Raw genomic sequence first — 15,130 nt, 5'->3', positions numbered from 1 at the left:
GGCAATTCCGTTCGCGCCAACGCGCAGTCCCCGGCAGGCCTTTGGCCGAGCCCGGGCCAGCTCTTCACAACATTACCAAAAATTCATTTTCCGGACAGAACTCAGTAAGGTCCCATCCGTTACATCTTTCGTCATCGGCTGTTCCTCCAGTCAGCCAAAACGAATTCCGCCTTCCCTGAGGCGGCTTCGCAACCAGGTTTCGGTGCCGTCTCCGATGGCATCTAGGAAGAGAAAAGGCAAAACGGATGTTTACGACCAAATCCCTGCGTCCCTCCCTCAAGACCGTTCTGAAGACCTCGACCATCGCCGGCCTTGCCGCCGTCATGCTGACCTCGGGTCTGCCGGCAAGCATCTCGCAATCCTTTGCCGATCCGGTGAAGGTGGAAGCGCCGTCGGTGCCGAGCTTTGCCAATGTCGTTGATGCCGTTTCGCCGGCCGTCGTTTCGGTGCGCGTCCAGTCGCGCGTCAACCCGGTGGCCGAAGATGGCGGCGACTTCAGCTTCGATTTCAACGGTCGCGGTTTCGACGATCTGCCCGACGATCACCCCCTGAAGCGCTTCTTCAAGGAATTCGGTCCGCGCGGCGATGACCGTGCCGACCGCGGCCCCAACCGCCGTGGCCCGCATGGCGAAGGCCGCCTGCGTCCGACCGCTCAGGGCTCCGGCTTCTTCATCTCCGAAGACGGCTACCTCGTCACCAACAACCACGTCGTTTCCGACGGTTCGGCCTTCACGGTCATCCTCAACGACGGCACCGAACTCGATGCCAAGCTGGTCGGCAAGGATAGCCGCACGGATCTCGCCGTGCTCAAGGTCGATGACAAGCGCAAGTTCACCTATGTCGGCTGGGCCGATGACAGCAAGGTCCGCGTCGGTGACTGGGTCGTTGCCGTCGGCAACCCGTTCGGTCTCGGCGGCACGGTGACCTCCGGCATCGTTTCGGCGCGTGGCCGCGATATCGGCTCCGGCCCCTATGACGATTACCTGCAGGTTGATGCGGCGGTGAACCGCGGCAACTCGGGCGGTCCGACCTTCAACCTCTCCGGTGAAGTCGTCGGCATCAATACCGCGATCTTCTCGCCGAGGGGCGGCGGCAACGTCGGTATCGCCTTTGCCATCCCGTCGACCGTTGCCAAGGATGTCGTCGCCGACCTGATCAAGGACGGCTCGGTTTCCCGCGGCTGGCTCGGCGTGCAGATCCAGCCCGTTACCAAGGACATCGCCGAATCGCTCGGCCTTTCGGAAGCAAGCGGTGCGCTCGTCGTCGAACCGCAGACCGGCTCGCCGGGTGAAAAGGCCGGCATCAAGAAGGGTGACGTCGTAACCGCGCTGAACGGCGACACGGTCAAGGATCCGCGTGACCTTGCCCGCAAGGTTGCGGCAATCCGCCCGGGCACCACGGTTGATCTGGCCCTGTGGCGCGACGGCAAGGCGGAGACCGTCAAGCTCGAAATCGGCACGCTGCCCAAGGACGACAAGGACGCTGCCAAGAGCCAGGACGACCAGTCCGAAGAAGCCCAGCCGTCGAGCGAGCAGGCACTGGCCGACCTTGGCGTCTCTGTCGTGCCGTCTGATGATGGCAAGGGCGTCACCATCGCCTCGGTCGACGAAGAGTCTGATGCCAGCGATCGCGGCCTGAAGCAGGGCGAAAAGATCGTCTCGGTGAACAATCAGGAGGTGAAGTCCGCCGACGACATCCTGAAGGTCATCAACACTGCCAAGAAGGACGGCCGTAGCAAGGCGCTCTTCCAGATCGAGGCCGACAACGGCAGCCGCTTCGTGGCCCTTCCGATCGACAAGGGCTGATCGCGGCAGTCAAATGATTGACCGGAGCGCCGCGATTTCCAAGTGATGTCGCGGCGCTCGCCGTTTGGAGCGGGATGTGAAAAGGTGTGTGCGGTTCTCCGCCCGCATCCCGCTTTTCCCTCACGAGAGCACTCGCCAACCCGGTTGTCGAAAGTCGAAACCGGTTGAGACAGACAGGGGTCCGGGACTATGGTCGCGCGTATGAAGATTCTCATCATTGAAGACGATCTCGAGGCGGCAGCCTATCTGGCGAAAGCCTTCCGCGAGGCGGGCATCGTGTCCGATCACGCAAGCGATGGCGAGAGCGGCCTGTTTATGGCCAGCGAGAACAATTACGACGTTCTCGTGGTGGACCGCATGCTGCCGCGTCGAGACGGTCTCTCTGTCATCACCGAGCTTCGTCGCAAGGACATCCACACGCCGGTGCTGATCCTGTCGGCGCTCGGCCAGGTGGATGACCGGGTCACGGGTTTACGCGCCGGCGGCGACGATTATCTGCCGAAACCCTACGCCTTCAATGAATTGCTCGCCCGTGTCGAGGTGCTTGGGCGCCGCAAGGGCACGCCCGATCAGGACATGGTTTACCGCGTTGGCGATCTGGAACTCGACCGCCTTTCGCATTCCGTGCGCCGGCAGGGAAAGGAAATTCCCCTGCAGCCGCGCGAATTCCGCCTGCTCGAATATCTCATGAAGAACGCCGGCCAGGTCGTCACCCGCACCATGCTGCTGGAAAACGTCTGGGACTACCACTTCGACCCGCAGACCAACGTCATCGACGTGCATGTCTCGCGGTTGCGCTCGAAGATCGAGAAGGATTTCGATGTGCCGCTGCTGCGCACGGTGCGCGGTGCCGGCTACATGATCAAGGATGACCGGGCGTCCGCATGAGCAAGCTTCGCGTTCTCTTCAGAACGACCGCAGTCCGGCTTTCCGCCCTCTACCTCATTCTTTTTTCTCTCTGTGCTGCCTTTCTCGTCTTCTACGTCACCGGCATGTCGGAGCGGCTGCTGCAGCAGCAGACCCGTGACGCGGTCACCGCCGAGGTGGCGCAGATCGAGCAGGTCTATAGCCGCGCCGGCATGAACGGCCTGTTGCGCTCGCTCGAGCGGCGGGCACGCCAGCCGGGAGCCAATCTCTACGTGATTGCGGGACCGAGCGGCGAAATCCTCGCCGGCAACGTCGCGAGCCTGGAGCCGGGCCTGCTCGACAGCGAAGGCTGGACCGAACGTCCCTTCGCCTATCAGCGCTATACGGACGAGAGCAAGAAGGACACCCACGTGGCTCTTGCCCATGTGCTGGTGCTCGACAATGGTCTGCGCATTCTTGTTGGCCGCGACCTGCAGGAGCCGCAGAAGTTCCGCGCCCTTGTGCGCCAGGCCCTGATGGTGGCGCTCGGCGTCATGGGGCTTGGCGCCCTCGTCATCTGGTTCGGCATCGGCCGCAACGCCTTGAAGCGCATCGACCGCATGTCGGAGGCGAGCACCAAGATCATGGCCGGCGATCTGTCGCAGCGTCTGCCGATGAGCGGCTCCGGCGACGAGTTCGACCGGCTGTCGGAATCACTGAACGCCATGCTCAGCCGCATCGAGAAGCTGAACGAAGGGCTGCGGCAGGTCTCCGACAACATCGCTCACGATCTGAAGACGCCGCTGACGCGGCTGCGCAACAAGGCGGAAGCCGCACTTTCCCGCAAGGGCACGAGCCAGCGCGGTGCGCTCGAGGAGATCATCGGCGAATCCGATCAGTTGATCCGCACCTTCAACGCGCTTCTGATGATTTCGCGCGTCGAGGCCGGCTCGTCCGTCGCCGAGATGAGCGACATCGACCTTTCGCAGATCGTCGCCGATTGCGTCGAGCTCTACGAACCGGTGGCCGAAGATGGCGGTCTGAAACTTGAAGCCGAAATCGCCCAGGATCTCGTGATTTCAGGCAACCGCGAACTGGTCGGCCAGGCCCTCGGCAACCTCATCGACAACGCGGTCAAGTATGCCGATGGCGCCGGGAACCCTCTGATCAAAGTCTCGCTCGAAAAGCGCGAGGGGAATGTGTTGCTGTCGGTTGCCGATCATGGAGCGGGCATCCCCGCAGCGATGCGCGACGAGGTGATCAAGCGTTTCGTTCGCCTGGATGAGAGCCGGTCCAAGCCTGGCACCGGCCTTGGCCTGTCGCTGGTCGAGGCCGTCATGGAAATGCATCACGGCGCGCTGCATCTCGCCGACACCGTTCCTTCCGCCGAAGATGGCGCCAAGGGGCTGACGGTTCAGATGGTTTTCCCGATGACTGCAACCTGATAGACCGGTTTTGGGAGAACGAGGTGGAGTGAGGCAGCGCGCAGTTGTTCCGCGCCGTCCGCTCCGGCCAGAGGGAGACGGCATGCAGGAACAGGTGCAGCAGTGCTGGGCGATCGAGACGACGCCGATCCGTCCGGCGACACAAGCCGATGCCAAGACAGCGCTTTCGGTCTTGAAGGATATGGCCAAGGGTCATGAAAAGGTCGCAAGCCTGCTTGCGTCCGAAACGCAGTTCAAGACCTTCATCGTCTCGGCCTTTGCCCTTTCGCCTTTTCTTCGCGACACCGGCGACAGTCGCCCCGCCATTCTCGAAGAGCTTCTCTCGACCGATCTCACGACTTTCCTGAGCGAGCGCGTGCGCGGAGCCCGCGATGCCTGGAAGCCGAATGAAGGCGGCGCGGCATTGCCGGATACCGAGATCATGGCGCGGCTCAGAAGGGCCAAGCGCGAACTTGCCTTCGCCGTCGCTCTCGCCGATCTCTCCCGCCATTTCGACGGGCGCGAGACCACCCGTTGGCTCAGCGAATTCGCCGGTGCGGCCGTGTCGGCGACGATCGACCATCTGCTCCTGAGCGCGCATGAGAGCGGCAAGCTTAAGGTCAAGGATGTCGCAAACCCGAGCGCCGGTTCCGGCGTCGTCGTGCTCGGCATGGGCAAGCTCGGCGCCTTCGAGCTCAACTATTCCTCCGATATCGACCTCGTTGTCTTCTACGATCCGCAATCCGGCATCATCGTCGATCGCGACGATGCCTCGGAAACTTTCGGCCGGCTGTTGCGCCGCCTGATCCGCATCCTGCAGGAGCGCAGCGGCGACGGATACGTCTTCCGAACCGACCTGCGCCTGCGCCCGGATCCGGGCTCGACGCCGCTCGCGATCCCGGTAGAAGCGGCGATGCTCTATTACGAGGGCAGGGGGCAGAACTGGGAGCGCGCCGCCTTCATCAAGGCGCGGCCGGTCGCCGGCGACATCGAGGCTGGCGAGCACTTCCTCAAGGATCTGGTCCCCTTCGTCTTCCGCAAGTATCTCGACTATGCGGCGATCGCCGACATTCATTCGATCAAGCGCCAGATCCATGCCCACAAGGGGCACGGCGAGATCGCGGTCAAGGGCCACAACATCAAGCTCGGCCGCGGCGGCATCCGCGAGATCGAGTTCTTCGTCCAGACCCAGCAGCTGATTGCTGGTGGCCGCATGCCGGACCTGCGCCAGCGCGCGACGGAGCCTATGCTGCGGGCGCTCGTCAAGGCCGGCTGGATCGACGAAGAGACGGCTGACGAACTCGTCGAAGCCTATTGGTTCCTGCGCGATGTCGAGCACCGGATCCAGATGGTGCGCGACGAGCAGACGCATGTCCTGCCCGAGACCGAAGCGGAACTGAAGCGCATCGCCTATATGCTCGGCTTCGAGGATACAGCCGCCTTTTCCAAGGCCCTCTCGCGCGTGCTGAAGACCGTCGAGCGTCGCTACGCTCAGCTTTTCGAACAGGAAGCCAAGCTCTCGACCGAGACCGGCAACCTCGTCTTCACTGGCCAGCGCGACGACCCGGACACGCTGGAGACGCTGAAGAAACTCGGCTTCCAGCGGCCGTCGGACATCTCCCACACGATCCGCACCTGGCACTATGGCCGCTACCGCGCGACACAGTCGGTGGAGGCGCGCGAGCGGCTGACAGAGCTGACGCCGGAGCTGCTGCGGGTTTTTGGCGAAAGCCGCCGCGCCGACGAAGCGCTGCTGCGTTTCGACAATTTCATCTCCGGCCTGCCTGCCGGCATTCAGCTGTTCTCTCTGCTCGGCAACAATCCGGGCCTCCTGTCGCTGATCGTCAATGTCATGTCGTCGGCCCCGAGGCTTGCCGAAATCATTGCCGCGCGCCCGCATGTCTTCGACGGCATGCTCGATCCGGGCCTGCTCGCCGAATTGCCGACGCGGGAGTATCTGGCGCCACGCATCGCCAACTTCGTCGGCGGTGCTCGCCATTATGAGGAGGTGCTCGATCGCCTGAGGATCATAGCCGCCGAGCAGCGTTTCCTGATCGGCATTCGGCTCCTGACCGGCGCGATCTCGGGCGCGCAAGCCGGCCGCGCCTTTACCGATCTTGCCGACCTCATCATCGCCGCGGCGGTAAAGGCGGTTGAGGATGAAGTTCGCTCCGTTCACGGCGATTTCCCTGGAGGCCGTATCGCCGTTGTCGGCATGGGCAAGCTCGGCAGCCACGAGCTGACGGCGGGATCCGACGTCGATCTGATCCTGCTCTACGATTACGACGAGACGGCAACCGAGTCCGACGGCGCCAAGCCGCTTGATCCGACGCGATACTTTACACGGGTGACGCAGCGCCTGATCGCCGCACTTTCCGCGCCGACGGCGGAAGGCATCCTTTACGAAGTCGATATGCGGCTTCGTCCCTCCGGCAACAAGGGGCCGGTCGCAACCAGGATCAACGCCTTTGCTAAGTATCAGCGCGAAGAGGCCTGGACGTGGGAGCATCTGGCTCTGACCCGGGCGCGCTGCATCTGCGGCGATGACCGGCTGATGGCCGAGGCCAACGGGATCTTCGCCGAGATCCTCGAGCGCAAGCGCGATGTTTCCAAAGTCAGCGCCGACGTGATCTCCATGCGCGAGATGATCGATAGCGAGAAACCGCCGAGCGACATCTGGGACTTCAAGCTGATCCCGGGCGGTCTCGTCGATATCGAGTTCATCACCCAGTATCTGGCGCTCGTAGCGCCGGCCAAGGGCGTTCAGCCGCTGACATCAGGCACCAACACCGCCGACGCGTTGAAGCTGCTTGGTGATGCGCTGATGAACCCGAACGATCTCGATGTTGCGCTGGAAGCGCTGCATCTTTTCACCGAATTGTCCCAGATCGTGAGGCTCTGCATAGAGGGCGAGTTCGAGCCGAAGGAAGCGCCGGCGGGCCTGATCGATCTCGTCTGCCGGGCAGGGGACTACCCGGACCTGAAAACCTTGGAGGGGGACGTTCGCAGGCTCTCCAAAGCCGTGCGCCGTGTCTTCCAATCGGTCGTTTCAGTGTGAGGGAGGGCAGCGGGTAAACGGACGGCGCGTGGAAGACCGCGCGCTGCTCCAGACCCGCTTTAACCGCGGTCCGGAATCCTGACCGAGATGATGGTCCCGACATTCTCGGTCGAGTGTATTCTCATGCTGCCGCCGTGCAGGCGGGTGAGTGAGCGCGAGATCGCGAGCCCGAGGCCGGATCCGCCCTTGCTCTTGGCGTACTGGCTCTGCACCTGTTCGAAGGGCTGACCGATCTTCTGCAATGCGTCGCGCGGAATGCCGATGCCGGAATCGGCGATCGTGAGCGTCACCGCGCCCGTCACCTTGCGTGCCCGAAGCGAAATCCGCCCGCCCTCATTGGTGAACTTGACCGCGTTCGAAAGCAGGTTGAGCAGCACCTGCTTCATGGCGCGGCGATCGGCGACCATGGTGAGGCCCGACGAGATCTGCTGCACGACGTGAATGTTCTTCTGCTCCGCCGGTATGGTGGTGAAGCGCAGCGTCTCCTCGATCAATGGCGCAAGGTCGATCGTCTCGCGGCTGATGCGCATGTGCCCGGCCTCGATCTTCGACATGTCCAGGATGTCGTTGATGACGTTGAGCAGATGTTTGCCGCTTTCGTGGATGTCGCGTGAATACTCGTTGTACTTCTCCGAGCCGAGCGGCCCGAACATCTGGTTCTGCAGGATTTCCGAGAAGCCGAGGATGGCGTTGAGCGGCGTGCGCAGCTCATGTGACATGTTCGCGAGGAACTCGGACTTGGCGCGGTTGGCCGCCTCCGCACGGTCCTTCTCCGCCTGGTAGTTCGAATTCGCGACCGAAAGCTCGGTCTTCTGCCGCTCCAGCGTCATGCGCGAGGCCGAGAGGTCGCCGATCGTCGCCATCAGACGCCGCTCGGATTCGCGCAGGCGCACCTGGTGCCGCTTCAGAAGCGTGATGTCGGTGCCGACGGAGACAAGGCCGCCGTCGCGTGTGCGCCGCTCGTTGATCTGCAGCCAGCGCTCGTCCGCAAGCTGGACTTCGCTCGTCTGCGACTGGTTGCTGTGATCCGGGTCGGCGATCCGCCGCTCGACCACCGGCCGTGCTGCCGCCGTATGCACGGCTATGCGTTCGGTGCCGGGCACCAGGACGTGGTCCGGAAGCTTGTAGGCCTCCTGGAAGTGGGTGTTGCACATGACGAGGCGGTCGTGCTTGTCCCAGAGCACGAAGGCCTCGGAGGTACATTCGATGGCGTCGGCGAGCCGCTGGTCGGCCTCCGCATAGCGCTGCGCAAGACGATGCTGTTCCGTCACGTCCATGGCGATGCCGATCAGATGCGCCCGGCCCGAGGCCGTGCGGATGATCTCGGCGCGGGCCCGTAGCCACACATAGTGACCGTCCGCATGCCGCATGCGGAACACCTGGTCGATCTGGCGCGCGTCGCCACGCGCGATCGTGCGCGCCACGCTGTAGATGCCGTGATCATCCGGATGCATCAGCCTTGCGGCGTCACCGAAGGAGAGCACGCTGCTTTCGCCCGGCATGCCGAGCATTTCGTACATCGAGCGCGACCAGAACAGCCGACGGTTGGCAAGATCGAAATCCCAGAGGCCGCAACGGCCGCGCGAGAGCGCCGTCTCGACCCGCAGGTTCGATTCGGCAAAGACCGAATCGGCGTCGCGGGCACGCTTGGCCTGGATGTAATAGGCGTAGAGCACCATCAACAGGATCGCCGAGATACCTGCAAACAGGGTGACGTTCAGCGAAACCTCGTCTCGCCAGGTCGTTTCGAGCTGGGTGACCGGCGTTGCGGCCAGCACGACGCCAGCCGCATCGGGCAGCTGCGCCAGCGCCACGATGTGGTCGGCGCCTGCGATCGCCGTCTTCATGACGCTCGAATGTTCGCCGAAATATTGCAGCGTCGCGATGTCGGGCGCGGCCGCAGCGAGCGTGCGGCCGATGAGCGGTCCACCGCCTTCCGTGCTTGCAAAGATCCGCCCGTCCTTGCGCACCGCGAGGATGAACGTTCCGGGATCGAGCATACCGGTCGGCAGAAACTGGCTGAAGCGTTGCTCCGCCTCGGCACGACGGCCCTCATCGAACAGCGCGACTCCGTCCGTCTGGAAGGCGGCGACGGCGATCGCCGCCGCAAGACCGACGGTCTGGCGCGAACTTTCCTCCATGCGGGCGTGCTCGTCCATGATGCTGGACATGCGCGAAACCGCAACGATGATCAGGAATGCAATGATCAGGATCGGGATGGAGCGCTTGAGAACAGGCTCCGCGTTTGCCAGGCGGCGTGAAGCCGGCCCGGCAAAGATCTTCGCCTGCGAGATAAACTCCTGCTCCAGGCCGGTAACGCCTGGAAGCTTGAGTCGCAACCGCCCGTCGGCTGCGCTCGCTGGTCGCGCGTCCGCCATCTTTCCCAATTGTCTAAACCCTCTGATGATTCGGCGCGCCGCTCGCCCGAATCTGACTCAATGAATCACAGGGCGATTCGCCTTGTCCAGAGGCACTGGTAAAGATTTGTTAACCATTTCTTATCGTTGGAAAATAATAGGCCGGGTCGCGTTAGCGACCCGGCCCCAGGAAAATCAGGCTTTGGCGATGCTCAGGCCTTGAGCATGCGCTCGACGATGTCACCGACATCGGCCGAAAGTTTCGACGCGCCGGCGATCTCTTTCAGCGCCTTGCGGGCATGCCCGGCACGTTTGTCCTCCAGCGAACGCCAGGAGCGCATGGAGGTCAGGATGCGAGCCGCAAGTTGCGGATTACGCGGGTCGATATCGAGGATCTGGCGCGCGAGGAAGCGGTAGCCTTCGCCGTCAGCGCGGTTGAACGCGGTCGGGTTGGCGAAGGCATAGGTGCCCACCAGCGAGCGCACGCGGTTCGGATTGTTGCCGTTGAACAGCGGCTCGTTCATCAGCGCCTTGATACGATCGAGCGTTCCAGCGCCCGGGATCGTCGCCTGCACGGCGAACCATTTGTCGATGACGAGCGCGTTGTCGGCGAAACGCTTGCGGAATGTTGCAAGCGCGTCTGTCGCCTCGGCCGAATCCGGGAAGCGGTGCGCCAGCAGCGCCAGCGCATGGCTGAGATCGGTCATGTTGTTGGCGGCCGCAAAGGCCTTCGCGGCACGTTCAGGGCCTTCATCGGCCTGAACGAGGTAGGTGAGCGCGCTGTTGCGCAGTGCTCGCCTGCCGGCGCTTGCCGCTTCCGGGCTGAACCCGCCGCTGGAGACGAGTTCGTCGGAGAGTTTGAGGAAGGTGTCGCGCCCGGCGGTCGCAACCGCTGTCAGGATCTGCTGGCGGGCCGCGTGGATCGCGTCCGGATCGTTGTTGGTGCCGATCTCGCGGGCGATATCGGATTCGCTCGGCAAGGCCAGCGCCTGCGAACGGAAGGCCGGCTCCAGGCTGTTGTCGGCGGCGGCCCGTATCAGGCCGTCGATCAGCGCCTTGTCCGAGGTGACCGGCTTGCCGGCGCGGACATTCGCCGTCGCCTCGACGAGATTGCCAAGCGCGATGGCGTTGAGCGCCTGCCAGCGGGCGAAGAGGTCGCTTTCGTGATGCGCGATCAGCGCCAGATCGTCGGCATTCTGCTCGATATGCAGGTTGACCGGCGCGGAGAAGCTGCGGTTGAACGACGGAACCGGGCGCGACGGGATGCCCGAGAAGACCACCGTCTGATTGCGCTCCGTCAGATGCAGGACATCGTCGGTCATGTCGGCGCCGGAAACAGCGGCAAGGGCGGCTTCGCTGCCGTCTTCGAGCAGCAGACCCATCTTCAGCGGAATGTGCATCGCTTCCTTGGCGCTCTGTCCGGGCGTGGGCGGCACGGTCTGTTCGAGCGACAGGGTGAAGGTCTGCTTGGCGGCGTCATAGGCGCCCGAAGCGGTGACCAGCGGCGTTCCGGCCTGGTGATACCAGAGCGCGAACTGGCGCAGATCCCGACCGCTTGCCGCCTCGAAGCAGGCGACGAAATCCTCGATCGTCACCGCCTGGCCGTCGTGCCGGTCGAAATAGAGATCCATACCCTTCTTGAACAGATCGCGGCCGAGGATGGTCGCGATCATGCGGGTGACTTCCGATCCCTTTTCGTAGACGGTCGTCGTGTAGAAGTTGTTGATTTCGCGGTATTTCGTCGGGCGCACCGGATGGGCGAGGGGACCTGCATCCTCCGGGAACTGTTCCGACTTCAGATGCCGCACTTCGGCGATGCGCTTGACCGCGCGTGAGCGCATGTCGGCGGAGAACTCGTGGTCGCGGTAGACCGTCAGGCCTTCCTTCAGGCAGAGCTGGAACCAGTCGCGGCAGGTGATGCGGTTGCCGGTCCAGTTGTGGAAGTATTCGTGCGCGATGATCGCCTCGATGTTGGCGTAGTCCGCATCGGTCGCCGTTTCCGGGTCCGCAAGCACGTATTTGTCGTTGAAGATGTTGAGGCCCTTGTTCTCCATGGCGCCCATGTTGAAGTCGGAGACGGCGACGATCATGAAGATGTCGAGGTCGTATTCGCGACCAAAGGCCTCTTCGTCCCACTTCATCGAGCGCTTGAGCGCATCCATGGCATAGGAGGCGCGAGGCTCCTTGCCGTGTTCGACATAGATCTTCAAGGCAACGTCGCGGCCGGACATCGTTGTGAACGTATCCTCGACCACGCCGAGGTCGCCGGCGACCAGCGCAAAGAGATAGCTCGGCTTCGGATGCGGATCGAACCAGGCGGCGAAGTGACGGCCGTCGCCCATGTCGGCGCCGCCGAGATAGTTGCCGTTCGAAAGCAGGAGGGGAGACGACTCCTTGTCGGCGACGATGTTGACCGTGTAGACGGCAAGTACATCGGGACGATCGGGGAAATAGGTGATGCGGCGGAAGCCTTCGGCCTCGCACTGGGTGCTGTAGACGCCGTTGGTGCGGTAGAGCCCCATCAGCTGCGTATTGGTCTCGGGCGAAAGCAGGGTGGTGATGGTGATTTCGAACGGGGCGGTTTCGGGCAGGCCGCGGATCGTCAGCGTATCGTCGGCGACATCGTAGAGCGTTGCGGCGAGTTCTTCCTGGTCCAACAAAAGGCCGGTCATGGTCAACTCGTCGCCATCAAGCACGAGCGGCGCGGCACTGTCGACACCTTCGCGGCGATGGAAGATCAGCCGGGCCTCGACCTTGGTCTCCTTCGGATCGAGCTCGAAGGTCAGATCCACTCTCTCCAGAACGAAGTCGGTCGGCCGGTAGTCTTCCAGATGAATGATCTGGCCAGTATTTGTCCGCATGGTCAGTCCCGCTTGCACCGTTCTACTGGAGAATTTGTAGAGGGTGCCTGTGATGGTGAAAAGGCCAAGGGGCGAAAAGCTGGGCTGTGCCACACGATTGTGATGCCGGCGACCGCACTTCCGACAGAAAAGACATGGCGCCCGTTATTCTTCCCGCTCCCTTATCGGACCGATGTGTATCGAAGTGGGACTAACAAGACATGAATTGGAAAGGTTTTTTTCGGGGCAGCTAAAGAAAAGCCGGCCGCCCTACTGTCGAAGGTTAATCGATCAAGAAAAAACGTCATTCATCACGAAGTTTGATCCGACTTTCGAGAAAAGCGTCGCTAAGGTGGCCCGGTCCTGCAGCGGTGCTCTCCGCTGAAAAATCTCCAAACCAGCCCGCGTGCCAGCTGATCGCCGGTCAAGGCTGTTCGAAAAGTGCCCTCAATGGATGCGGAAGTCGAAAGCCCGATGAAGGGGATCCTGCTCAAGGTCCTTTCAGTCGTTATTTTCGTTTGCATGTCGACGCTGATCAAGGCGGCCGGAAACGAGATCGCCACCGGCCAGATCACCTTCTACCGCTCGGCCTTCGCCATGGTGCCGATCCTCGGCTATCTCGCCTTCCGCGGACAGCTGCGCGACGCCTTCAAGACCGAAGATTTTACCGGCCATATCGCTCGCGGCTTCGTCGGCATTCTCGCAATGAGCTTCGGTTTTTACGGCCTCGTACACCTGCCGCTGCCTGAAGCCATCGCCATCGGCTATGCCATGCCGCTGATCGCCGTCGCCTTCGCCGCGATTTTTCTAGGCGAGTCGGTGCGGCTCTACCGTTGGTCGGCCGTTGTCGTCGGGCTGGTCGGCGTGATGATCATCACCTGGCCACGGCTGACCCTTTTTCGCGAAGGCGGCTTCGGTTCGCTGGAGGCGCTGGGCGCTGCTGCTGTGCTGGTTTCGGCGGCCCTGGGCGCAGTTGCCATGGTGCTGGTACGAAAACTCGTCAAGAATGAGCGCACCCACACGATCGTGCTCTATTTCTCGCTGTCGGCCTCGGTCTTCTCTCTCGCGACCTTGCCCTTCGGCTGGCCGTCGATCTCGCGCGAGGCCTTCCTGTTGCTGATGGTCGCCGGTTTCTGTGGCGGTGTCGCCCAGATCCTTTTGACCGAGAGCTATCGCCATGCCGACATGTCGACCATCGCACCGTTCGAATACACTTCGATCGTGCTCGGCCTGATCATCGGCTACTTCCTGTTCGACGATATCCCGACGGCCGCCATGCTCGTCGGCACGGCCATCGTCGTTGGCGCAGGCATCTTCATCATTTTCCGCGAACATCGGCTTGGCCTCGAGCGCCGGGGCGCTCGCAAGCATGTGACGCCGCAGGGCTGAGCCACGGCCTACGGCCGCGGGTTTTCCCAGGCCGGAACCGTATCGTCGTCGATCAGCGGTTCCTGCGCCGCCTGCTGGGCAGCCGGGCTCGTCACATCAGGGCCGGGCGTCGGCATGACGCTCGTTGCCTGGAAGTCGGTCTTGACGACGAGCCCCTTGTGCTGCTCGCGCCGCAGAATGCGCCAGGCTGCATAGCCGCCATAGAGCGCGAAGTAGACGGCAAGGACGAGAAACAGCGCCGCCGGGCCGAAACGATCCATGACCGGACCGACCATCAGCGGGCCGGAAATCGTGCCGAGCCCGTAGGTGATCATCAGGCCCGAGGATGTTTCGACATACTCGTTGGGTTTGGCGAGATCATTGGCATGGGCGACGTTCAGTGCGTAGATCGGGAAGAGCACCGATCCGACGAAAGCGGCGATGATGTAGAGAACGGCGGGCTGGCTGCCGATCGATGCCGACATCACCAGGCACGAGATGACGCCGACGATGCCGCAGCCAACCATGACGATGCGCCGGTCGATCTTGTCGGAGAGACGTCCGATCGGGATTTGCGAGAGGGCGCTGCCGGTCAATAGCGAGGCGAGCAGTGTCGCGCCTTCCGCCGTCGAAAGTCCGATCTTCTGGGTGAAGACACCGCCGAGGTTCAGCCAGGCGCCCGAGAGCGCGCCGGCGAGAAAACCGCCGACGACGGCGACCGGCGAGCGGCGGAAGAGGGCGGGGATATCGAACTTCGCCTGTGCCGGTGGCGCCGGCATGGGGGAGGAGGAGAGCGCCGTCGGCAATAGCGCCAGCGAGAACAGCACGCTGCAGAGCATGAACAGCGACGTGTTTGTCGGGTCGCCGAGCGGCACCATGTACTGCCCGCCGATCGTGCCGACCATCGTCGTGATCAGGTAGAGCGAAAAGAGCAGGCCGCGGTTCTCGTTGGTAACGCGCTCGTTGAGCCAGCTCTCGATGACGAGATAGCTGCCGGAGATGGCAAAGCCGGCAATGGCACGGAACACAATCCAGAGGCGCCAGTCGACGATGAGGCCGCAGAGCAGGATAGCGATGGAGAGCAGCGTGATCAGCGCGGTGAAGACGCGCACATGGCCGACACGCAGCACGAATTTCGGCGTGACGACGCAGGAAAGGGTGAAGCCGACCGTATAGCCGGTGGCGATCACCGAGACCGTCAGCGTCGACCAGTTCTCGGCGACGGAACGCACGGGGATCACATAGCTCTGCAGGCCGAAGCCGACCATCATGAGCAGGGTCGACACCATCAGGCTGAAGACGGAAGCGAGGCTGGCCAGCATCGGCGCTCCTGGAAACGTGGCGCTTCGTCATTTGTCCGATGACAAGCAAACGCAGATGGAGCGAGGAACGGTCTGGCAGGGCCGGATGAGCCTGACACTCCTTAGTCGGG

General features: G+C 62.9%; 8 protein-coding genes. 5 read left to right on the top strand and 3 right to left on the bottom strand.

The genetic code is table 11. From position 1 onward, the window contains the following. Positions 1-245: 245 nt before the first annotated feature. From BLU15_RS06140 to BLU15_RS06125, 4 genes are all read left to right on the top strand, one after another. On the top strand, positions 246-1,805 hold the full coding sequence (locus BLU15_RS06140) for a Do family serine endopeptidase (protein WP_090294665.1): 1,560 nt from the start codon (positions 246-248) through the stop codon (positions 1,803-1,805). 189 nt (positions 1,806-1,994) lie between these two features. After that, positions 1,995-2,693, top strand: a complete 699-nt coding sequence (locus BLU15_RS06135) for a response regulator transcription factor (RefSeq protein WP_034789385.1) — start codon at positions 1,995-1,997, stop codon at positions 2,691-2,693. Next, positions 2,690-4,096 (top strand): sensor histidine kinase, encoded by a 1,407-nt coding sequence (locus tag BLU15_RS06130; protein ID WP_090294664.1) that lies wholly within the window; start codon positions 2,690-2,692, stop codon positions 4,094-4,096. The genes BLU15_RS06135 and BLU15_RS06130 overlap by 4 nt, the downstream gene beginning before the upstream one ends. Positions 4,097-4,178: 82 nt before the next feature. Next, positions 4,179-7,133 (top strand): bifunctional [glutamine synthetase] adenylyltransferase/[glutamine synthetase]-adenylyl-L-tyrosine phosphorylase, encoded by a 2,955-nt coding sequence (locus BLU15_RS06125; RefSeq protein ID WP_090294662.1) that lies wholly within the window; start codon positions 4,179-4,181, stop codon positions 7,131-7,133. Between the two features lie 59 nt (positions 7,134-7,192). Here BLU15_RS06125 and BLU15_RS06120 read toward each other — a convergent pair whose 3' ends face one another. Continuing rightward, positions 7,193-9,520: a PAS domain-containing sensor histidine kinase gene (locus tag BLU15_RS06120; protein WP_060604093.1), complete on the bottom strand. Its 2,328-nt coding sequence runs from the start codon at positions 9,518-9,520 to the stop codon at positions 7,193-7,195. Between the two features lie 182 nt (positions 9,521-9,702). Continuing rightward, entirely contained in the window at positions 9,703-12,351 is a 2,649-nt protein-coding gene (pepN, locus tag BLU15_RS06115; protein ID WP_090294806.1) for an aminopeptidase N, read from the bottom strand. 429 nt (positions 12,352-12,780) lie between these two features. Here pepN and BLU15_RS06110 point away from each other — a divergent pair, with 429 nt between their 5' ends. After that, complete coding sequence (locus tag BLU15_RS06110; RefSeq protein ID WP_060516200.1) at positions 12,781-13,719, top strand: DMT family transporter; 939 nt, start codon at positions 12,781-12,783, stop codon at positions 13,717-13,719. Between the two features lie 8 nt (positions 13,720-13,727). Here the strand turns inward: BLU15_RS06110 and BLU15_RS06105 are convergent, their stop codons facing one another. Beyond that, on the bottom strand, positions 13,728-15,020 hold the full coding sequence (locus tag BLU15_RS06105) for an MFS transporter (protein WP_060516199.1): 1,293 nt from the start codon (positions 15,018-15,020) through the stop codon (positions 13,728-13,730). Positions 15,021-15,130 lie beyond the last annotated feature (110 nt).

Origin of the sequence: Ensifer sp. YR511 (genome assembly GCF_900103045.1) — a bacterium.
In the GTDB taxonomy this organism is placed as follows: Bacteria; Pseudomonadota; Alphaproteobacteria; order Rhizobiales; family Rhizobiaceae; genus Ensifer; species Ensifer adhaerens.
The sequence above is the reverse complement of the archived record's forward strand: the minus strand, read 5'-3'. Positions and strand labels throughout refer to the sequence as shown.